17 protein-coding genes and 1 tRNA gene are annotated in these 22,234 nt (G+C 60.2%); 13 read left to right on the plus strand and 5 right to left on the minus strand.

Features of this window, described 5'->3' with window-relative positions; translation table 11 throughout:
• The first annotated feature begins 330 nt into the window (after nt 1-330).
• The 13 genes from P2T62_RS05900 (at nt 331) to P2T62_RS05960 (ending at nt 17,652) form a co-directional block, all read left to right on the plus strand.
• Complete coding sequence (locus P2T62_RS05900) at nt 331-1,344, plus strand: class I SAM-dependent methyltransferase (protein ID WP_276260558.1); 1,014 nt, start codon at nt 331-333, stop codon at nt 1,342-1,344.
• Nucleotides 1,345-1,406: 62 nt separating this feature from the next.
• Nucleotides 1,407-1,480: transfer RNA gene (locus tag P2T62_RS05905), tRNA-Thr, on the plus strand.
• Between the two features lie 87 nt (nt 1,481-1,567).
• On the plus strand, nt 1,568-1,795 hold the full coding sequence (locus tag P2T62_RS05910; RefSeq protein ID WP_276260559.1) for a hypothetical protein: 228 nt from the start codon (nt 1,568-1,570) through the stop codon (nt 1,793-1,795).
• Entirely contained in the window at nt 1,795-2,235 is a 441-nt protein-coding gene (locus tag P2T62_RS05915) for a hypothetical protein (RefSeq protein WP_276260560.1), read from the plus strand. Before P2T62_RS05910 ends, P2T62_RS05915 begins: the two co-directional genes overlap by 1 nt.
• On the plus strand, nt 2,235-3,110 hold the full coding sequence (locus P2T62_RS05920; protein ID WP_276260561.1) for a hypothetical protein: 876 nt from the start codon (nt 2,235-2,237) through the stop codon (nt 3,108-3,110). The genes P2T62_RS05915 and P2T62_RS05920 overlap by 1 nt, the downstream gene beginning before the upstream one ends.
• Nucleotides 3,110-3,955 carry a DNA adenine methylase gene (locus P2T62_RS05925; protein ID WP_276260562.1) on the plus strand — a complete coding sequence of 282 codons (846 nt, stop codon included), beginning with the start codon at nt 3,110-3,112 and terminating at the stop codon, nt 3,953-3,955. Before P2T62_RS05920 ends, P2T62_RS05925 begins: the two co-directional genes overlap by 1 nt.
• On the plus strand, nt 3,948-4,616 hold the full coding sequence (locus P2T62_RS05930) for a hypothetical protein (protein ID WP_276260563.1): 669 nt from the start codon (nt 3,948-3,950) through the stop codon (nt 4,614-4,616). The genes P2T62_RS05925 and P2T62_RS05930 overlap by 8 nt, the downstream gene beginning before the upstream one ends.
• The gene (locus P2T62_RS05935) at nt 4,616-6,247 is read left to right on the plus strand and encodes a DUF7845 domain-containing protein (protein ID WP_276260564.1); all 1,632 of its coding nucleotides are present in this window, start codon (nt 4,616-4,618) and stop codon (nt 6,245-6,247) included. Before P2T62_RS05930 ends, P2T62_RS05935 begins: the two co-directional genes overlap by 1 nt.
• A gap of 411 nt (nt 6,248-6,658) precedes the next feature.
• Entirely contained in the window at nt 6,659-8,779 is a 2,121-nt protein-coding gene (gene dptF, locus P2T62_RS05940; RefSeq protein WP_276260565.1) for a DNA phosphorothioation-dependent restriction protein DptF, read from the plus strand.
• A 2-nt stretch (nt 8,780-8,781) separates the two neighbouring features.
• Nucleotides 8,782-10,212, plus strand: coding sequence for a DNA phosphorothioation-dependent restriction protein DptG (dptG, locus tag P2T62_RS05945; protein ID WP_276260566.1), 1,431 nt, complete (start codon nt 8,782-8,784; stop codon nt 10,210-10,212).
• The gene (locus tag P2T62_RS05950; RefSeq protein ID WP_276260567.1) at nt 10,196-15,829 is read left to right on the plus strand and encodes an FtsK/SpoIIIE domain-containing protein; all 5,634 of its coding nucleotides are present in this window, start codon (nt 10,196-10,198) and stop codon (nt 15,827-15,829) included. Before dptG ends, P2T62_RS05950 begins: the two co-directional genes overlap by 17 nt.
• A gap of 294 nt (nt 15,830-16,123) precedes the next feature.
• Nucleotides 16,124-16,363 (plus strand): DUF7386 family protein, encoded by a 240-nt coding sequence (locus P2T62_RS05955; protein ID WP_276260568.1) that lies wholly within the window; start codon nt 16,124-16,126, stop codon nt 16,361-16,363.
• Between the two features lie 248 nt (nt 16,364-16,611).
• On the plus strand, nt 16,612-17,652 hold the full coding sequence (locus tag P2T62_RS05960; RefSeq protein WP_276260569.1) for a restriction endonuclease: 1,041 nt from the start codon (nt 16,612-16,614) through the stop codon (nt 17,650-17,652).
• Between the two features lie 325 nt (nt 17,653-17,977).
• Here P2T62_RS05960 and P2T62_RS05965 read toward each other — a convergent pair whose 3' ends face one another.
• From P2T62_RS05965 to P2T62_RS05985, 5 genes are all read right to left on the minus strand, one after another.
• Complete coding sequence (locus P2T62_RS05965; RefSeq protein WP_276260570.1) at nt 17,978-18,352, minus strand: hypothetical protein; 375 nt, start codon at nt 18,350-18,352, stop codon at nt 17,978-17,980.
• 312 nt (nt 18,353-18,664) lie between these two features.
• Complete coding sequence (locus tag P2T62_RS05970) at nt 18,665-19,585, minus strand: restriction endonuclease (RefSeq protein ID WP_276260571.1); 921 nt, start codon at nt 19,583-19,585, stop codon at nt 18,665-18,667.
• Nucleotides 19,586-19,821: 236 nt separating this feature from the next.
• Entirely contained in the window at nt 19,822-20,382 is a 561-nt protein-coding gene (locus P2T62_RS05975; RefSeq protein WP_276260572.1) for a hypothetical protein, read from the minus strand.
• A 68-nt stretch (nt 20,383-20,450) separates the two neighbouring features.
• The gene (locus P2T62_RS05980) at nt 20,451-20,732 is read right to left on the minus strand and encodes a DUF3006 domain-containing protein (RefSeq protein WP_276260573.1); all 282 of its coding nucleotides are present in this window, start codon (nt 20,730-20,732) and stop codon (nt 20,451-20,453) included.
• Nucleotides 20,729-22,111 (minus strand): lamin tail domain-containing protein, encoded by a 1,383-nt coding sequence (locus tag P2T62_RS05985; protein WP_276260574.1) that lies wholly within the window; start codon nt 22,109-22,111, stop codon nt 20,729-20,731. The genes P2T62_RS05980 and P2T62_RS05985 overlap by 4 nt, the downstream gene beginning before the upstream one ends.
• Between the last annotated feature and the right edge of the window lie 123 nt (nt 22,112-22,234).

Here is a 22,234-nt window from a genome sequence, read left to right on the forward strand (position 1 = left end):
TATGTATATGATTTTATCTTTTTATTATATAGAGTATGTGATTGGTAATCTGTTTATACTTGGGTTGATTGATGATCCTACTGGCTCACCTGGCCTCTGGGTTCACTGGAGTTCCGTCGGGTGTCGCCGAGCGGAACAACCGCTGTCGGTCCGACGCGGAGGGGGGTCCCCCGGCGATTACTCCGCCGACGGACGGACCACTCGCGGGTGTGGCGGCCGGCTGATCGTGCACGCCGACTGTGGACGCCGGTCCTGGTGACGGTCGGACAGCCCCGTGGCCGCTTGACGGCAAACGGCAGCCTTAGGCGGTCCCATCGATGACCTCCACCCGTGAGCGACGACCGCGACCGCCGGACCGAGCCGGTCCCCTGCGTCGCCGTCCCGCGTGAGGACGGCGAGGCCACCCGTGCTGCCCTCGCCGAGCGCGACCTGGTGGACGGCGACCACCGCATCACCGTCGCCGACGGCCGGCTGTACGTGCCCGTCACCGACCCGACGGCCGTCCCCGACGGGTTCGACGTGGTCACCCACGAGTCCCCCGTCCGCGAGGGCCAGACGCTCCCCGAGGATATCCTCGGCTGGGCGCCGACATACGAGCGCCTCGGGAGGATCGTCATCCTCGACGAGGACGACCCCGAGCGCGCCCGCGCCGCGGCCGACGCGGTGATGGAGTCCTCGCTCCCGGCGGAGACGGTCGTCAACCGCGCCTCGAAGGTCAAGGGCGAGACGCGCGTCCGGGACTGGGACGTCCTCGCCGGCGACGGTACCGAGGCCGTCCACCGCGAGTACGGCTGCGAGTTCCTGGTCGATATCGCCGAGGTGTACTTCTCCCCGCGGCTCGCGACCGAGCGCCACCGTGTCGTCGGGCAGGTCGACGCCGAGGACCACTTCTTCGATATGTTCGCCGGCGTCGGGCCGTTCGTGATTCCCGCCGCGAAGCGCGGCGCACGCTGTGTCGGGGTGGACCTCAACCCCGCCGCCGTCCGCTACCTCCGCGAGAACGCCGAACGCAACGGGGTGGCCGACCGCGTCACCGCCCACGAGGGCGATGTCAGAGCGGTCGTCGACCGCGAGGACTACGACGGCTGGGCCTCGCGCGTGGTCATGAACCTCCCGCACTCGGCGGACGAGTTCCTCGAGACGGCCGTGCGGCTCGCTGGCGACGACTGCGTGCTCCACTACTACGACATCCAGCACGAGGACGACCCGTTCGGGCCCGGGGAGGGTGCCATCCGCGAGGCCGCCGGCGATGCGTACGACGTGACCGTCGAGACGCGCCACGAGGTCCGGTCGTACGCCCCCCACGAACTGAACGTCTGCCTCGATGTCCGATTGACGCGCTGAGGCCGAGACCGTCGCACGGCTTCGGAATCCTTATACTTCGGACCCGACTTCCATCGCGTAGCGCCGGTATAGCTCAGACTGGCAGAGCGATTCCTTCGTAAGGAATAGGTCGAGGGTTCAAATCCCCCTACCGGCTTGGAAGATTTTGTCCACATCCCTTGTACAAAAGGCCACCAGCCACAGCTGTTGGTGACCACGCGAACAGTAATAGGGGTGGTGCCGCGTGAGCGCCGAGCGCCAGCGCGGCCCCGATGGCCCACAGCCGGCGTGCAACCGGACCGGCTCGAACTGGTCGCGTGAGACCGCGACCGGCGGCCTGCTCGCCTTCCATCCGCCGTGCCAGCGGTGCTTCCCCGAGGACGGGCCCGGCGAGGGCGACCCCGTCATCCGGGCGCGGGGCACCGCCGGCAACCGACTCCACCGCCCGGCTGAAGACGGGGGTGCGGACTGATGGCGGCGACCGACGCCACGCCCGACGGCGCCGTCCTCGCGACGTACTTCCCCGACGATGCGGATTTCCGGGCCGCAACCGAGCCCCGGACCCTGCCCGCCAGCTGGCGCGCTCCTCGTTTCGACCGCGCCGACCGGAACGCGACCGAGCACGTCGGCTACGCCGTGCTCATGGTCCGGGGCCGGTTCCGCGGGCTCGATGGGGACCGCGGGCTCATCCGCGTGCTGTACGTCGACCGCGATGTTTCGCGGACCTGGTATCAGGACTACGAGGCCCACTACGACGGCGCCGGGTATCGGCCTCGCGCGAGCCAGTGGGCCTGTACCCGCGCGTTCGCCGGCGCCTTCGGCGGGGCCGGCGACCCCGTCGCGGGTGCGGAGGCCGAGGTGCTGGCGCGGCTGCTCGCCGAGCAGTACGACCTCGACGGAGGTGACACCTGATGCCCGAGCGTCCGTCTCGCGAGGGGTTCGGCACCAGCCTCACCGAGCTGTTCCCGGGCGGTGCCCCAGTCGGCGAGGTCACCGCGCCCCGCCGACTGCTCCGCCATCTCGCCGACCTGGGCCAGCGGTTCGATAGCCACAGCGAGGCGATTCACATCGGGTGGAGTGAGCACGGCCTCTCGGCGTACGCCTCGAACGCGGGCAACTACCTCGCCTGCCTGATTCACGTCCCGGAGCACCGGTGTGGCGTGCCGACCAGTGGCCGCGTCGGCACCGTCGCGGTCGAGGGCGAGGACCTCGGCACGCTCGCCTCGATGGCCCGGCGCCGCACCACCGACCAGGAGGGTGTCAGCACCCGCCTGGAATTCGGCGACGAGGCTCTCTCGGTCCGAACGACCGACTCACAGTACGGCGGCACGATGCCGGCAGTGGCACGAACTGACGGCCAGCGTGCCGACTTCGCTCGTATCGCCGGCGAGGCCAGCGAGCGGGCGATCGTCTCGGTGTACGATCTCGGGTACCAGCGGACCCAGGCTGAGCAGGCAGCCGAGGCGGTCACGCGTGCTGTTCTCGTCACCGATGGTCGCGGCGCTCGGCTCGGTATCTGGGACAGCGATGACGAGCAGCTGGTCGAGACGGATATCGACGGCAGTGCCAGCGAGCCCGCGCTGGCCGCCTACCAGCACGAGCCCATCGGCGAGTTGCTCGACCTCGTCCCGACCGGCAAGCGGGCCCGCCAGTACTGGTACTGGGATGACTCGCATCCCCTGCTGGCCTGGGGATTCGATGAGCATATCCAGGTCGTCGCGACGGTCGCACCGCTGCTGGAGTTGCCGGACGGGACGCTGGAGGGCCTGGCCGGGGGTGAGGCGTGATGGCGCTGAGTGCGTTCCCGTATGTCGGCGGGAAGACGCGGCTCGTCGACTGGGTGACCGACCACCTGCCCAACCACACCACGTACGTCGAGCCCTTCGGCGGCAGCGCGGCGGTCCTGCTGAACAAGCCCCGGAGTGCGATCGAGGTCTACAACGACCTGGACCGGGACCTCGTCCAGTTCTTCGAGGTCGCCCGCGACCGGCCCGAGGAGCTCATCCAGTGGGCCCGCCGGACGCCGTTCAGCGAAGAGCTCCACGCCGAGTATGTCCAGGACTTCTACGAGGGCGAGCGGCCCGACGACCCGATCGCACGAGCGGGCCGGTTCCTCTTCCTGCGGTACAGCCAGTTCGGTGGGAAGTACAACAGCCCGCGGGGCTTCAAGCGGGATTCGATTGCGACGCTCTCGAGCGAGGCCTCAGCGTGGGCGAACGTCCCCGAGCACATCGAGGCGACCTGCGAGCGGCTGCAGGGCGTCTCGATTCAGCACAACTCCTTCCGAGCCGTCATCGAGCGGTACGATTCCCCGAGTACGGTCTTCTACTGTGACCCGCCGTATCTCGACAAGGAGCGCACCTACCGTGTCGATGGCTTCGAACACGCGGGGCTCGCGGAGGCACTGACGGATATCGAGGGGTACGGGCTGGTCTCGTATACCGACCGGCCCGAGGACCTGTACACGGACTGGGAGGAAGTCACCCGCGAATACAACCACGACAGCGGGAAGGACGACGGCCGCACGAAGGAAGTCACCGAGCGGCTACTCTGTAACTTCGACCCCGAGTACGCGCCCACGTTCGTCGACGCCAGCCAGCAGACCCTGACGGAGGTGTCGCCTGATGCGTGACTGGCGCGAGCCGCGGTTCACCAGCGACCGCGAGGGGAATGCCGAGACGCCCTGCCCGGTCTGCGACGGGGTTTCGGACTTCGTGTATCGCTGTTCCGAGTGTGGCGCCGACCTGTGTGCGGACTACGGTGGGGGCACCGAGGACCTCGCGACGGCTCGAGACGAGCCCGCGCGCTTCCTGGACGTCTCGCTCGAGCGCGGGGCCTACGTCGACGAGCCCGAGGCCATGCCGCCAAAGCAGAAGCTCCAGCAACGCATCCGCGGGCTCCGGACCGTCGAACAGGTCCAGCGGTACCTCGAGGCGGAGCTCGCACTTGAGCGGCCCGAGTGCCCGCGGCAGGCCGTCATCGGCGCGCTCAATCGCCAGAAGGCTGCGCTCGAAGGTGACGATTCAACGACCGGCGAGACGGCCGCCAGTCCGTCGCTGAACACGTCGGACACGAGCGCAGCCCGTCAGTCGGCTGCCACCGATGGCGGTACGACGCCGGCGAGCAGCGATTCATGGCCCAGCCTGTGTGCGCACGCCCCCGACGCGGACTACGCGATCGACGCAGCCGCCGGCGAGCGCGTCCTCTGGTGTCGTGCGTGTGCGGATTACGTCGCGCGGGTCGATGCGGACGGGGCGGTGATCGAGCGCGCCGCGCCCGAGGGTGGTGGCTGATGGCGCTGGTCGAGACGGCGCCGCACGAAGTGAAGGGTCACCTCGTCTACACCGAGCACGGTGCCGACCCGTACTGGCTGCTCGGCAAGCTCCTCATCGAGGGGCTGGGTGGCTACGCCGGGAACGTGGAGGTCCCCGTCGACGGGGAGACCTGGGAGGTCATGATGACCGACACCGACGGCGGGCTCGCACCCCGCGAGGAGGATCCCGTCGACGAGCCGCTCAAGGAGTGGCAAATCAAAGCCCGCGGCGCCGGCGAGCACAACCGCCGCAAGGTCACGTTCGAGGTCAAGCCCCGGTGGAGCGGGCTCGAGGCCTACGAGAGCGGGAAACAGGTCTCCACGCCGTTCGACCACGACGACGGGCCGGACGAGGGCGTCGCCGTGCACGCCCAGGGGTCGAATCTGGAGCCCGACGCGTACCCCGGGCTGCTGTGGGAGTTCGTCCAGAGGCTTGCCGACGAGGCTGGGATGGATGTGAGCCCGCACTACTTCTCGGCGCTGCACGAGTGGTCGAGCATCTACGAGTACGAGCGCTACGTCCGGGTCCGCCGCGGGATGGCGAAGAAGTACATCTCGAACGACGGCATCATGCGGCGGCTGCTGATGCTCTGTGCCGACGAGCGCGGGTCGAAGGCCGAGCTCAAGATCGACAACGAGGACGTCGTCGGGTACAACCACCGGCTCATTCTGCCTCGAGGCGATGCCCAGCGACTCATCGATGGGCACACCGCCGGGAAGCAGCTCAAGCACTACCATCCGAAGCACGTCCGGGACTCCGAGGATGAAGGCGCCGCCGAGGATCCGCTGTACCATCCGAAGGTCGGGGCGCTCGCCCGGAAGTCGCTCGACGGGTCGGCGTGGTCGTGGGGCGAGCGGGATGCCCTGCGGGACGAGCTCGAGGAGCTCATCCTCAACACGCTGCGCTGGTCGGGGATCCCGGTGAAGCCGGATGCGACGACGTTCATCGCCGACGACCATTTCACGCCCCAGGCGACCGATGGCGATGTCCGGCTGTACGACGACCCGACGCCCCAGATCGAGGCCGAGCAGGAGGCGCTGGTGGTGACGGCGCTCCGGTCGATGACCGACGCCGACGCCGACCTCCTCGAGCAGCTCGTCGCACGTGGTGAGGGGCAGGACTACCGCCAGCTGGCCGACGGCGCCGGGCGGTCGATCTCGACGTTGTATCGCGCGCTCGAGCGGATGGGTGGCATCCTCGAGAGCGACGGCGGCGAGATTCGGTTCGGCTCCCGGAAGCTCGCCGAGCGGGTCAAGGCCATCGTCGAGTCCGCCGAGCACCACATTCGGAATGCGACGAGTCGGGCGGCCCAGCTGGTCGCGATGGACGAGCGCCGCGCCGAGTCGAGCGCCTTCCAGGAGTGGCTCAACGAGTACGCCGTCGAGGTCCTGCAGCGGAACCACGAGGGCCGGGTCCGGGTTCGGATCGACACCGTGCTCTCGGACCTGCAGGCCGACCACTACCCCACCGTCTCACAGGCACTGCTCGAGGGCTACTCGGCCTGGGTCCAGGACGGCCACGACGCCGCGGCGTTCCGCAACATGCTCGTCGACTGGAAGAACCGCGGTCAGTCGATGACCTCGAAGGCCGGGAAGTTCCTCGCTGAGTGACGGCTCGGTAGTGGCAACGCTGCGTCTTTGGCCATTTCATTTAAATACTGACTACTCATTCGCCCAATTGCACCTGTTCAGGTGCATCCCCCCAACCCCCCCACCCCGCTTTTCACCACCCTGTAGCCGCGCTGCTCGGTCGGGGCTGTTCCCGCCGGGCGGGAAAACCCCCTTAGGGAGTGTGCCTAAGGGCACTGGCTGGAAACCATACCCCGCACCGCTCAGCAAACTTCGGCTGTCTTCTACTACTGCAGTCTAGCTCTGTTCTGTGCTATTACTGTAAGCCTGGACATCAGATCGAAACCTGGGTAAGGGGCCTTCTGACCTCCGATCTCAGCAATATCTGATCAAAAACCATGTGAGGGCGATCGGGTTGTGGTTTTATTGTGACTCGTTGCCAGCACCCAGAAGATGGACCGACGGGAGGAGGTGGTGTTCAATGCGCTCTTGGACTACTGCCAGCGCACCAACACAGAGACGGTGTCACAAGTCGATGTGCATAACGTCGGGCTCCCAGCGTTGGAGGATGCCTATCCTGACGTTGATGCCTATGGTAGTCAACTCAAATCAGCAGTTCAGACGCTGATCAAGGAGGACGCTCTCGAAGTAACACCAGATAATGAGTATCGGCTGTCTGCCGATGCTGTCGAGCACACTGCTGAGCAGCCAACGCAAACCGCGACATCAACAAGAGAGCAATCAGAGACAGACGAGGCTAAAACGCCGACTGCAACCGAAACGAGCGGCGGGCCGACGCAGAAGCCACAGAACGAGACGAAGGCTCCACCCTCTTCAGACGAACCCTCCGAGCTGGAGACGAAGTCACTGTATGAGCTTCTCCGGTCATGCCAGATGGGGGAAGCGGGGGCGATTGTCGGCGGGCACATTGACAAAAACGAGCTTCGAAAGGAGCTGTATATAGAGACGGCTGAAGACGACCTCCTCCGAGAGTTCTTTGTCGAAAACTACGCGAGAGACGGGAAACATCTCGTGATCACTGGCAGCGCAGGTGATGGGAAGAGCGCGCTGCTCTCACGAGCTTTCAAAGAGGCACAGTCGACCGACGTTGATCTGGAACCGGAGCATATCCACATGGACGCAACCGCGTCCCGTGGGAAGCATCAGACGTACGACGATACCCTTGCTGACTTTCTCGACGCGGTTTCGAAATGTCTCGATCAAGAAGCTGGGCCGCGAACCGGGCTCGCGATCAATCTGGGACTTGCAATCGATTTCTTCGAACGGCAGGGATACAAATCTGAATACGGCCAAGTCTGGGAGGCGATTGATGCCTGTCGAAATGAACCCCGATACGAGACTGATCAGGTAACTGTCCTGAACCTTGGCCACAGGTCGACGTACTCGACCGCCCCTGACGAACTCGGCAAGGGGCTCCTGTCGAAGATTGTGGAGAAATTCGCCTTTGATGACCCCGCGAGCCCGTTCTACCACGCCTACCAGCAAGCTAACGACCGCTGTCCCGCCGTTGATCACTGCCCTCTCCACTATAATGCTCGCCAGTTCACGGATCCAGAGATCAGAGAAGAAGTGGTCGAACTCATCGCTGCAACTGGTCTGATCAACAATATCTATCTGAACCCGCGGATGATTCTGGATCTCGTTTCTAAGATTATTGTCCCAGAATCGATGCAGCCGGTGCCTGATACCGATAATGAATGCCCTGTCGGCCGGTCGGCGAACTACGGCCGACAATTCGATCCGGATGTTGTAATCTGGAACGCGCTATTCGAACGTCTTGGCACCCACGAGGACGGAAACCGTGGGCTGCTTGATCCGGCAGCCCAGGCTGAGAAGGCGACTGATGAAGAGATCCTTAGCTGGGGAGCCGGCCCGAGTGCCCTGAATCAGGCGCTTGATGATACCCCAGCACTGGAAGGCAAGCCGCTCGAAGCTCGTGCCAGAACCGCCCTGAGGAAAGAATACGTCTCTGGTGAATCAAACGTCCGTACGGCGCGGGACTGGTCGTGGTTTCAGGAATTCACTGGCGCCCTCACATTCTTTGATCCTCCGCAGGACAGATCTGGCGACCCGTACAAACAAGACGCCAGCAGTGCCGTCACGACCGTGACGAAGGCGCTCAAGGGGTGGACTGGACGATCCGACGAGACCGATGACTGGATCGAATTCGTGGACGGAGTTCAGGGAGATTACAAATTCCTCTCGAAGTGGGAGAAACCAACGCCCAGTCTTGAAGCCTCGAAGTCTCAAACCCAGACGGAGACGATACCCGGGCAGCTTTGGATTGTGCTTCAGCCAGGGGGAGAGACGCTCGAGATCCCCGTCCCGATCACATTCGGATTGTACTTGCTGATGAAACGAATCAGCCGAGGATACAGACCCAATTCGCGTGATCTGGAGCGCTCGGAGGGCATCCGACTTATCCAATCCCGGCTGTCCGAATTCACTGACAAGAAAGATACGGTCCGTATTGAGAATAAGTCAGATGAGACGGTCCTCCGGCTCGAGCGCGACGCGTTCGAAACGATTCAGGTTCGTTCAGGTGAGCTGTAAGTATGTCACTGGAACAAGATTCGACACCGGATTTCAAGGACTCGGTCAATCGGGTCCTTGAGGAGGCGTTTTTCCCCACATCCCCAGCAGCGACTCTCAGGGAGTCGATTTTCTCGGAGATTCTAGCTGGCGTACTCGGGGCCTCCCCTTCGACTGAAGATCTCGATGAACTCAGAGAGGCGATGGAGGCACATGAGGCCGTGCCAGATGAAGCGACAGCAGAGCAAATTTGGGAGGTGTTTGAGGCGTCATATACTACCACTGGCGAACGCGGCGCACGAGGCAAGAAGGCTAAACGGTACGTTCTGCCTTTCCACCCTTCTATAGCGAAGGCAATCAAGCCCAAGGAGACGCGCAACTGGGGGAAATGGTACCGGATGTTGATGACGGAGACGGATCCGGTGGCCCTCAACACGTCACTGCATGACTCCTTTGTCACTCGTTTAGAGGAAATGGAGGCCTCGAATCTGTTCGAGCAGATCTTCATTGATGCTGCACACGAACTTCAGCCTGGCACTGCCAGCCAACAGGCGGATCCGGATCCGATCAAGCCATACGTAGCATCTTGCGCGACCCGATTTCAGGAGGATCTTCGAGTCTGGTTGGATGACGAGTACGACTCCCCAACGAACTGGCTCCAGTCGACCAAGGATCTGTTTTGTTTCCACTTCATGATGTACTATCTTCAGCTCTCAATCAATCTCCGAGCAGAATTCCAGGCAGCTGCCGATGGAGAGTTGGAAACATTCGAACCGAGAATTAGAGAGATCTACTTCGGACTATGGGACGAGCGGGCGACTCATGATCGCCGATTCTCCAAGGAGTGGCGGGAACGCGACGACCAGGGGCTTGAGCGGTTCGTCTATGACTCGTGGGGACGTCTGGCTGCTCTACGTCTAATCAATGACGCTATCCCGGAGTCACAGACCTCTGCTGAGCAGCCTGTCTATACTCTCTCCGAAGCCGTGGAGGAACTCTCGGAGACACAACAACAGCAGTGCGCCGCTGAAATCGCTACTTTCGCAAACTTCGAGGATTCCGGGACGATGGACCTCCCGACAGCAGCTGTCCGGTTGGTTCATGCCGTTCGTCGGTATTACGAATCCCGCTCGAAATCGAATCAGACGCCCATCAGCATGGGTGTCAATGTGATTCGACAGCTGGGCGAAGGCCAAGATCGCCGGTACTACAGAACACAGCGGAAGGTTGGGCCAACACTTCGTCTTAATCGGAGTGCGCTACGGTTTTTCGCTCGACTATTCGCCTCGGGACAGGACGACAAGCACTACGAACAGTTCCTCGACTACTTGCGGCAACGGGGCATCTACCTCGACTCACAGTCGCAGAATGTTGCGCTCGAGGAACTAGACGAGATGGGGCTCATCGACCGACAGAGTGACAGCGGAGGTTCAGTTTATGTCAGGGCAATTTGAAACGCAGTTAGCCGAATGGTTGCAGGAACGATTAGCTGAAAACCCGCCGCAGGCCGGCCAGAAACTGCTGGCTGAATTTCATGACCCGGCGACTGCGGACGTCTTCGCCGACAGTCTTCAGAAACTTGCTGCAGCTGAGCCGCGCGAAATCCCTGGGTCGTCGGCTACGCTGCCGACCCTGACTGTCGAAGACGGGGTGCCGCTATTCCTGGCACGAGTAGTACCCGAAGCGCCTGCAGACTCTCCAGCACACGTCATTACCCAGGGCTTCGCAACTCGGATGCGGAATTTGGTCTCGGACTCCGCGCAAACGGACACACCGTTTGCCATGCTCATGGTACTGGAGTCTGATGCGACTCTGGACACGCTCGAGGCTTCTGAGAGTCTTTTTGGCGAAGAGGGCTCTCTGAACCTCACCTCGTTCCGCGAAAGCGTATTGGATCCGGAGACTTGCAGCTCAGAGCAGGGGAAAGCGCTTCTCAAGGCGCTTAACAAGGTACTCTCGTCTGATTCACTGTACAGCGAAGACGTAGAAGTACTGGACACTCTCTGCGAAATTCGGCTCGCAATCGATGAGGAGGATGCAGACCGTCTCCCTGAGCTGATCGGAGAGTTACCAGGGTTCATCCGCGAGGATTACATTGAGTCGGACTGGTTCGATCAGACAACTCCTGAAGAGGACCTCACAGACTCAGCTGCAGAATTCCTCGCCGACAATCAGACGCATGCCCGGCAGCTTCGTCGGGCGCACCGGACTGGTACCGATACAGCGTCAAAGCTGGACTCACAATACGAAGAGGGCTTTGTCCGAGGTGTTTTGGACCGGGCATCGTGGAAGGACACGTCGCACACGAGGGCTGCCAAGCATGAGATCAAGCGGACGAGTCGACAATTCCGGACACTAGAGGTCGATGCTGCAGACACTCGGATCTACAGTCCCGTAGACGAAAGCGGTGTTCGTCGAGCCATCGTTGCGATTGCAGACGATGGCGAAGTCCGGCTGACAGCAGAGTTCTCTGCCGATCTGGACGATGTCCCCTATGAGTTTCTCGACAGCGATGGTAATGAGTCTGATCTGGCGACTCTGAGTAAACGCGAAAACCGCCTCACTGCTCGGCTTGAAGGGCTTGCGAGTGATCGGCCATTCTACGGGCGGCTGCTGCTATATGTCGGCAACCAGACAACACGCGGCACGCCGACGCATGAGTTCGACGTCGCAGTTGTGCCCTCGTGGATATTTGAGGCGACAAAGGACACTCCGTTCGATGTCGACGTCGAGGCAGAGACCCTCATTCGCCATGGGGATGAGGAAATCACGCTCCAGCCGCCACAGCGGCTTGACTTCGATTTCTCAGAGGAACAGACCGAAGTGACGGTGGCCGACGGTGATGAACGATCAGTCGAGTTCACTGGGTACCTAGTCATCAATCCATCGGCGCCTGATACGGTCGAACGAGTCAGCATACTCGTCGCTCCACCGGATGAAATCCCGATTCGGATTACCTTCCTGACGGAGGTTTCCACAGCAGATACTGAGGAGATGATCTTCCCGCTAATGTTAGCGGGCATTGCCGAGCCAGACCGCTGGGCAGGTGAGGCACTCCAGCTCCCTGAGTCGATCTCTATCGACACTAATCGAGGAGAGATCTACACTCCCACTGAGGAAGGCATCCGAATCGAGGAGGCGCCTTTAGAGATTATCCAAACAGAAGAGGAGATCATCCGGAGCCGCGAGGTCCAGCACCGGGTTATCGATTCCGAGGAGCTTCAGGCGGGACGTGTTGCCGACGGGACTGCACTCGAGGAGTTCCCGGAATTACAGCGGGCGTATGCGAGACTTCTCGAGCACTTCGACGACCGGAATCGGACGCCGTCGACAGACCCCTGGGACGAAGAAACGAAGCGGCTCGTCGACGATGTCCTCACCGCGTACGAGGCGTCGATCGATGAGATCGGTGACACCCCCGACTTCAGCGACTACACCTCGATTCGAGGGCTCGGAACGATCCGGTCGACTGTCAGCAACCGGATTTGGCTCACCCCGTTCCATCCGGTGATGTTGGCATACGGCTACCGGATTGCCGCCTGGCGTGATGACACACTGGTCGCAAACGGGGCTGTTGGTGGATTCCGCTCCGAGCGGTTCCTTACTCGATTCAATCCGACCGGTCTGCTTCCGTACATGGTCTCAGATGGGGCGGATAAGGAGCTGCTCCGTGGCTTGCTCTATGAGGAAAACCCGCTGTGGACGGTATACTCACCGATTGAGTCGCCCGGCTCAGTTACCCCACAGTATATGGAACGAGTAGTCCGTGACAAGCTGGATACGTTCATGCACTCGTTCCCGCTTCTGTTTGAGCTGCATGAGGGACGTAACTTCGTCATCAATCTGGTCAATATGGGGGATCTGCGCCCGGTGATCAAGGGGCTGTACGAGTTCTACAAGCGGGTGGAAAAGAGCCGATTCGAGCCCCCGCAGATCTTGCTCCGGATCTATGGTGGTCCAGCGGAAGGTGAATCCTTAGACCGGTTCTTCGGCGATAGTGCCCAATCGCGGCTCCGAATCCAACTCGAGCAGAAAAATGACGAGGTTGTCGATCTACTACGGTCGAATCTGATGTATGTTCGTGAGGGCGAGTACAGCGAGGCAAACCACAAAGAAGCCCATATTACGCTCTTCCGGGGGCTGCTAACCGAGGATGCGGGCATTACTGAACTCGGTGATCTGCCGTCCGGAATGCTACTTGATGGGTTACTGCCACGGGAATCGATTGACGTCCAGTCTGGCGCCTCTGGGACAGTTTACTCCGTCGGATTTGGTGGTCATGGCGACGATGAGTCTCTGGTTGAATCCGTTGCAAGAGTCGCTAACACCCTGGAAGCCGGGCGCTTGAACAACAACTACCTCCCGGACCATACGCTCAAGAAGACGATCAAATCTGCCCATCGGGCCGACCTCGGGAAGCTCTGGGATGATTCGCTCTGGGTCGTCCACGTGCAGCCAAACGTCGGCCTTGAATTCTATATCGAATCCGATAGTGAGATCGGGGCTGGCGGCGGGATGGTCATGATCCACTACAATGATCAATATGACACCTCGTCGCCGAACTACGATGTTATCACGTCGACGACCAAGCAGAACCCGTACTTGACGGCTCTGAAGCGGGCGCTCGATGAAGCTGATCTCGCCGGATATCTCGATGCAAGTACTGTCCTCTCGATGCTGATCGCTGTCGATGGTGAGCTGGCGCTCGACCTCCAGCAAAGCGACGACAAGGGCGTAATCGAGAAGGCTGGCTTCGTTGGCGGGCTTGCACTTAGCAAACAGCTTCTCGACGAAAATTCGGAGGGCTATACCTGGGTGCCGCTCAGTCTCAATGAGCTCTCACGCCATGACCGTGCAACCAGAGACGGCACTGACGGCCTATTGCAGTATACCGAGAGCGGTGCTGCGAGTGATGACATCTGCATGGTTGGCGTCCCAGATAATCTGGACGGCAACTCCATTCAGCTCTGGATCGTCGAGACGAAGGGCGGCACCTCGAGCCTCAAAAAAGGCCGCGAGCAGGTCGAAGGAGCGATTTCGGAGCTGCGCTCGATCTTCCATCCCGATATCGATTACAGCGATGCCCAGCTCCTGTACTCTGAATTCGGCAAGACTGTGCTAGATGTCGCCAGAAGAATGGAGAGTTACGATGTGCTTGAAGAAGCCGAAGCTTCGACCATCGAAAGGAACGAAACAGCCCTAATGGAGGGCGATTTTGCTGTTGAGTTCCTCACGGATGCGACTGGGCATATCGGCGAGGTCATTCGGGTGCGGTCCGATACACTTGCCTGTGATGTCGATCTTAGCCATGAGGTCCGCACTATCAATGCACCGCTGAAAACGCTCAACCTGCTTGGGGAGGGGTCGGTAGCGGATGTCTTGCCTGATCTGAATCCGGATCAGCTCAGCCTCGATCTCCCTGCTCCAACAGAAGTACAGGAAGGGGAGACAGCAACGCCAAGCACGGACACAGAAGCATCGGCTACCACATCCACCGCTTCTGAGGAGACAGCAGCCCCCCCTTCGACCGACCATAGCAGTCATTCGGGTACCAATGAGGCGCCGGACGGATCAATTGAGACAGCTGAGCAGACTGGGGCCCAGGGCATGGCCACTGGCCCATCTGATCCTGCTCAGAATGGGGGTGGACGAACAACTGACTCCGGATCAAGCAGCCAGGATCAATCGGGTGACCCCGATGAGACGTCCACTTCCGCAGCAGACGATGCGGTAGAGGCGACATCAGAACCGCCTGATAACGGGAAATCAGGATCCGCTCAGTCGACCGACGAACCCGGAGACAACGTCACGCCAACAGAGGCTTCATCGACAGCTGACCCGGAGCCCCAGCCAACTTCGGATACGGGCCAGGATGCCTCTTCTACCTCGAGCGAGGAAGCTGAGGTACTCCCGAGGGCCGGCACAGATGCCGACAGCATCCTGGCCGAGATGGAACAAAGTGAGGAACCGGAAGCAGATATCGACCGGAGCAAACTCGTTCAGGACCTCAAACGCGAGTTCGAGTCACTCGGAGTCCGGATCCATCCGCCAAACCCATCGAGTATTTCCATCGGACCGCGCAAGATCGGCGTCAACGTCCATCCCAAGGAGGGGCAGACGGTGGAGGGGATCATGCAGAAGCTCAATTCGCTCAGCGTTCATATCCAGGCTGAAGGTGATATTGTGGGCTCACCCAATCCTTCGAAGGGGGCTGTCCGTCTGGAGATCCCTCATTCAGAGCCGACGACTGTCTTCCTTCGTGACGGGATTGAGGCACTCCGGTCAGAGCTTGCCGAGCCGGTGACGATACCGCTGGGCGTTGACGTAGACAATCAGCATCACGCCCTTTCGATGCTCCAGGAGAAACATGCCCTTGTCGGGGGGGCGACGGGGTCCGGGAAGTCGAATTTCTTGAGCACGATCGTCGCCAACTTCGCAATCACGCACTCACCTGATGACCTCAAAATGAGTATTCTGGACCCCAAAGGGGTTGATTTCGGCCGCTTCGCCGACCTCCCGCATGTGGAGCGGGGCACGTATCTCGACACGCCCGACGCCTGCACCGACCATCTGATTGAGCTGCTGAATACAGAACTCCCAGAACGCAAACAGCGGCTCCAAGAGAGTGGGTTTGCTTCTGTGAGCGAATTGAACGAGTATGCTGAGGAGATGGGCCATGAGCCGATGCCCTATCACGTAATCATCATTGACGAGTATGCCGATCTCATCATGTCTCTCGATGATAATGACGATGCGTTCGAGGAGGCGGTAACGCGACTCGCGCAGGTCGGTCGTGCCCACGGGTTCGTGATCTTCCTTGCTACGCAGCGACCCTCTGCCGATATCGTCTCGGGTAAAATCAAGGCCAACTTCCCCTGCCGGATCAGCTTCCGTCTCCCGTCCAACACTGACTCGCGGGTTATCTTGGATGAGCCAGGTGCTGAAGACTTGCAAGGGGCTGGTGATATGATCGTGCTGACACAAGATGGGAAGCTCCGTCTGCAGGGATATCGTCTCAGTCCGAAAGACGCGATCGCTATTCGGAAAGCCTACACCGACTCGGAAGAGTAGGTCCGCTTCTGATTCCATTACTCGCTTAGACTGTGGCGCGACCCCCACCAGTTGCGCCCGAGATGTTACAGCTCCACGGCGATACTCCCGATGTGTTCACATCGGGTACTCGTGACCCCTGCAGATTGTGTTCACAATCGGAGGGTGCCGGGCGAAATCGGAGCGGTGTCGGTCCCGAGGCGAGGCCTAGTTGATAAGCAGATGGGGGTTCGAGTTTCTCGCGAGAATCGCGATGGGTGGGTTACCCCCGGTTGAGCGGTAGTTTCTAGGAGCCGTGTTCACAACCCCTTTTGTATGGCACGTGACCGTATCGCGCTCCGTGCGACTGACGACCGAGAGAAGCTGCTCGACCAGGCGAAGGGGGCGCTCAACTGTGACTCCGACGCGGAGGTGATCGACGCCGCGCTCCGACACGCCGTCCAGTCCGTCGAGAATCTCGAAACTGTCAAGCGCGAGGTCTCGCCGGCACTCGCCGAGCGCCTGAGTACCGACGAGGTTCGGCTCACTCAGTACCCCCAAGTCCGCGTGGACTAAGCAGACCTCTTCTCGAAAACCAGACCGGATCCACGCAGACCGGCCTGAATAGGCAAATTACCCAGGGAATCAAGCGCGAGCAGATTTCCGGTGGAAGCGAGAATCTTGGGTTGAACCTAGGCCCGCATCCACTTCTCCGTCCCTATCGATTTATCTAGATACTTGGAAGAGAAGGAACGGGCGTCGCTTTGAGTACACTTGGAGAATTCGGCGGCCGGCTTATTGTGATGCAACATCGTTGTGTCAACATGGAGGAATCGTCTGCAGAAATCGATGCCTACCTAGACGAGATTGATGCGTACGAATTCGAGGCGCTTGTAGCCAAAATCTGGGAAAAAGATGACTGGACGACATCCATAACGAGTGACTCTAACGATCGAGGGATTGACGTAGTCGCCCAGCGCGAAACGCCCACGTCACAGAAAGTCCTGATTCAAGCGAAGGCATGGAGCGAGGATAACAAGGTGGGTAGCGAAGAGGTCCGAAAGTACGCGACGTTGTATCAACAGGAAGAGGATGTGGACAGCGTCGTGATTGTAACCACAGGGTGGTTCACCTCGCAAGCGCAGGAGCTGGCGAGTGATTTAGAGGTTCGACTGGTCAACCGCGACGATCTACATCGGTTACTCTCCGAACTGGATGGGTTCAATGTCGATTCTATGGACACCCCTTCCACTCAGGACACTCTACCCGATTGGCTATCAGTGGATATTCGCGAGCACACGGAAGTATACCAGCAGTTGGGGACCACTCGAAATGCGGATAAGGCGATCGACTTCGTCAACAAGATGGCTGAAAAAGAGAATATATCAGCCAGTGTGGGACCGGGGATTCCCGAGGCAGAGGGCCATAGGGAGTGCACGAATTGTCGCAGAAATGAGGTCTACGGGTTCGAATTACTGAATGACGAAGGCTGGACGCAAATCAGGAAGTGCTTCGACTGTCGCCGTGAGTGGTTGCGAGCAAAAAATGAAGGTGTTGATTGGATGGTCCGACAGCCTTCTCCGTTCGATGAAAATCGTTACTCAATGGGTTCTGACGGGAACATCGTTGCCCCAATTCAGAATAGCACACTGACCAAGTGTCCGATCTGTGGGGAGACTGATTGTATTTGGTTGAGTGACTCGGCCGAGAACTATGATTACATCGCCAAATGTGAGACGTGTAGCTCTGTTTGGGAACGGAATTCGAAACTTCTCCGGAAGGACCGCTGGGAGTGCATCGAAAGCGGAGTCGAAGCCGTGGAAATCGGGACCGTAATTGTGGAGTCAGAATTTCGAGATAGGTAGATTCGTTGATGCGAATGCGGAGCAGCTCGTCGACGAAGTCGAGCATGTCGCTGTCGAGCAGCGAAAGCACGGCGCCGAAGGCCAGTGTCGCACAGCAGCGTGGGGAAGGCACCGTCCCGCAGCCCATCGAGAGACTCGTAGGGCGCGTCCCGCATATCTCGACCTGCTCCGGCTTCAGCCACAGAATGTTCGTATCCATCTGGCCCCGTGGCGTGCTGGGGTGCGGCATATAAACACCACCGGGCTCCAGGTTCTAGAACGTACGTTTCCCTCACCAGAAACGCACATCCTCAGTGGCCCGGTCAGCGAAGACAGCACAGAGCCGCTACTGCGAGCCGTACCAGTACTCGTGCCGGTCGTCGGCCGTCGGGTAGACAAGGATGAGCAGCGGCACCGCGACCATCGTCCAGACCGTCGGCGAGAGGGTCGGAATCGGGTAGAAGGTCATGTAGAGGTAGATGCCCAGCCCCACGAGCGGCGCGAAGACGACCGTGGGGGCGACCGAGCCCAGTCGCGCCACGGTCGGCGAGCCGTCGAGGCCGTACGTGGCGGTCACGGAGGGCGCCGGCCACTCGATACTGAGCGAGACTGTCTCGGCATATCGCGCGTGGACGACGTAGTGGGCAGCTTCGTGGAGCGCGTAGGCCCCAGCGCACGCGATAAGATAGGCGACGATGAGGGTGAGGAGGTTCCAGACCATGGATATTCAGGAGGTACGAGGACGCTGCCACAGATTGAACGCTTCTACCGCGGCGGTTTCGACGCCCGTCCCGAGTGGAGGTCTCGGAAGGCTCCTCACGGACTCCCCAGCGCAGTGGCATGGCGCCGTGTCAGTACCGCGACGGCGACAACGCCGAACAGGGCGGCCGCGAGCCGGACGCCGTCGAGACCCTCACAGGCTGACAAAATCGGCGTGGCCGATACAGAGGTTGTAGCCAGCAGGTGATTAGCCGAACGAACACCACAAGTAGTGGCAGCAACTGTCGGAGACATCAAGACGGGCATTTTGTTGTTAGATCCTTTCTCCGATTATGTTTTGGGCTTTAATCAGAAGTTCGTTAGCAGATATTGATATTATATACAACAGAACCAACCATATCTGATAGGAATGGAACGACCACGATATGAATGAATGGATGCTAGAAAGTAGAAGGGATATGATAGCAAGCCCCGCCAGAACATCTAAAACATTGTCTTCAGACTCATTAGCCACCTCAATTTCACTTTCTGGACTACCAGCAGCTTGCCATTCTTCTCCAGCTAGTTCAATTGGCACCCACCGACCATTTCTGAATTTGTATTCATGATTGCATGAACTACATTTCCCAATTCGAGTGTTGCTGTCCCAGCCGATCTGCCCATCATGACAATGAGAACATGGTTCGTTCGTATCAATTGACCTTTCAGACCAGCTCCGACCGCCACTAGAGCTGGTGCTATTGTTGTCTGGATTCCAGACACCCTTCTCGGCTGACTCAACTAGTCGTTTGACTTGCTCGCTCGGGACCTTTTCTTCACTACTAGCCAGTTGTGGTTTTAAATCGAGATCCGCGTCCAGAATCAAGTCAATAAGTTTTTGACGATTTATTATATCAACATCAAGATCATTAGCCAATTCTTTTGCTGGTGATGTAGCCGTACTCGTTGTAACTATTACGACACGGTCTACGTCGTCCTCCTGTTGATACAGTGTTCGGTATTTTCTAACCTGTCCACTATCGATTTTGTTCTCCTCACTATTTGCCTTGGCTTGTATCAGTACTTTCTCGTCAAATGGTGTATCTCGTCTGGCCACGACATCGATGCCCTTGTCTCTAGATTCCGGCTTTACTGTAGTCTCATAGTCCAATTCTTCCCAAAGGTCCCCAATTAAATCCTCAAAAGATGAGGGATCTATTTGATCAAGAAATTTCTCAATCTCACTCCGGTCCATCTGACTATTTGTCTATTTTCCCAGGTATAAATATATTCTCGGAATTGTCAATGTCGGTTGACATTTCATGCCACAAGATGGCATGAATACAGAACTTTGGACAATCGCTTGAACGAACGATATGCGCCCTGTATGCGGCACAGCAGTCAGAACCTATCACCGATTGAGGATTTCGACAGAGCCTCGCACATCCAATTCGAGGGCAATCGGCAGTGGACGCTGCTCCGACGAGTCGCTCACTCTCCCTCACACTCATCTCGGAGGTGCGAACCGAGATCGTCGATGAACTCCTCGCACCGAGGGCATTTCACCTTCTGTGGCGAGCCTCGCGAGTCGGGGCCTGAATCGCCGGTCGACATCCCGTATTCCTCTTCGAGTACGGTTCGAGCAGCATCGCGCCACGCCGGCCCGTGGCCGCCGAATCGTCGGACCAGCCCATTCGGGGTCCCGTGCTCGATGAGGTGCTCGTTCGCTTCGAGGAAGGCGTCGATGACGTCGGCCGGTGGGTGCTCTTCGAGGTGATAGACGACAACGACCTGTTTCCCGAAGCTCGCACCAGCGCCATTTCTCGCCCCCCGAATCGTGAACGAGTGGACGCCGACCGCACGATGGCGAGCCGCTACCTCGGTCGGCAGGGCCGACCCTGGGGCTGGGCCATTCGCCTCCAGGTAGTCGATCACCTCGTAGGGCGGTTCCTCGCGCGCGCCGCTGGTCATGGGTGAGGCGATTCGAACGCGTCCATTTGTGTTCTTTGTCTTCGCGAGGATGTGCCTCCGGTGAGCCGCAGTGGTAGCCACGCCGGTCGGCGGCCGTCGGGGAGACGGGGCCTTGTCAGTAGGTGTGGCCGAAGATGCTCAATCGCCACTCAGGGGTCGTCATCACTCGGTGGGCGCTTCGAAAGCCGATCGAAGCGGTCCTGTGCGTCGTCGATTCGTTGCTCCGATTCTACGGGTTTGTAGTCCGCATCAACGAGCGCCCCATCAGCAACCTCGATCTCGAGCACCGCATCCGCGTGCCGTGCTGGTTGGGGGAGGTCGTGCTGGTCGACGGCCAGTTCATACCGCTCGTCCTCGCCCGAAACCTCCAGTACCGCCAGCTCGTCTTCGAAGCGATCCAGTACCGCCGTGTAGGTGCCATCGGGAATCATGAGTACGCCTCGTTGAGTACCGTTGACCCATCATCGTCCGTGACAATGACCGTATCGCCGCCGTTGTTCCAGATCGGACTGCCCGACTCCCAGTAGAGGTCCGTCTCCGTATCGGTCCCACTCCCGGTGTGGATCGTGATCGTGGCGCCGGCCGCGAGCGTAGTCACATCGGGGATGGTGTAGGTGGCGCCGGCTTCGTCGCTGACCGTCCACCCGGAGAGGTCGAGCGGCCCGTCGCCGGTGTTCTCGAGGACGATGTACTCGTCGTTGAGATTGTCTCTGTCGCTCCCCTCGGCATCGGCGTGAACCGACGCGAGGGCGAGCTCGCCTGAGCCTGTCCCCGCGTCCGGGCTCGACGTGGCGGTCCCGCCGTCGGTGGCGACGGCTGAGGCCGTGCCCGTCGCGTCCATGACACCGCCGCCGCTGATGACGGCGCGGCGCTCGACCGCCGTCGTCGTCCCCAGCTTGACGGGCGACCCATCACGGATGCTCGTCGGCTCCGTCGGGGCCTCCTGCTGGCTTGCGACTGTCACCTCGGTCCCGTCGCTCCGCAGGACGACGTGGCCCTGCGTTGCTGTCCAGTAGGCCGGGATGTCGCGCTCGGCCAGTCGTTGGAGTGTCTCCTCGTTCGGGTGGCCGTACTGCGAATCGTACGCACTCGAGATGACGACCGCCTTCGGCTGGGCGGCATCCAGCAGCGCTCCGCTGGTCGAGCTCTTGCTTCCGTGGTGGCCCGCCTTCATTACGGTCGCCCGGAGCTGGGACCCATACTGGTCGACGAGATACGCCTCCTGGTCGTCCTCGGCGTCACCAGTGAACAGGAAGCTCGTCCCCCCGTAGGTCAGCTTGAGGACGATGCTGTTCTCGTTGCGGGCCTCGTCTTCGAGATACGGGTCCGGCGGGCCCATCACCTGCACGCTCACGTTCTCGAACGGGATGCGGTCGCCCTCGCGCGTCTCGTACAACGTGACGTCGTGGGCTTCGATCGCGTCGAGGTACTCGCTGTAGGTCTGCGTGCCGGCGGCGATACCGGGGTCGTAGACCGCGCCGATGCCGTCGGCTTCGGTCTCGAAGTAGTTGATGACAGCCGCGTTCCCGCCGATGTGGTCGGCGTCGTTGTGCGACGTAACGAGGTAGTCGATCCGGTCGATATCCTGTTGTTGCAGGTACTGCAGGACGTACTCGCCGTCGTCGTTGAAGTGCCCGGTGTCGATGAGCATCGTCTCACCTGTCGGGCCGATGACGAGCGTCGAGACGGACTGGCCGACGTTGATGAAGTGAACCTCTAGGGAGCCATCGGCAGCAGCGTCTCCCCCAGTTGGCTGTGAGGGGTCGCCCCCATCCCCAGCCGGAGCGGCGGGTGCGCTACAACCGGCCAAGACGACGAGTCCAGCACAGACGAGTATCAGTGTTCGAGAGGAGGTAGCCACGTCTTAACAGGGCTTCGTCGGAGTTGGTCAAGAATCTGTTTACAAGGATGGCAGGGGGCCTCGGTTGCATAG

Source organism: Haloglomus litoreum, assembly GCF_029338515.1.
Taxonomy (GTDB): domain Archaea; phylum Halobacteriota; class Halobacteria; order Halobacteriales; family Haloarculaceae; genus Haloglomus; species Haloglomus litoreum.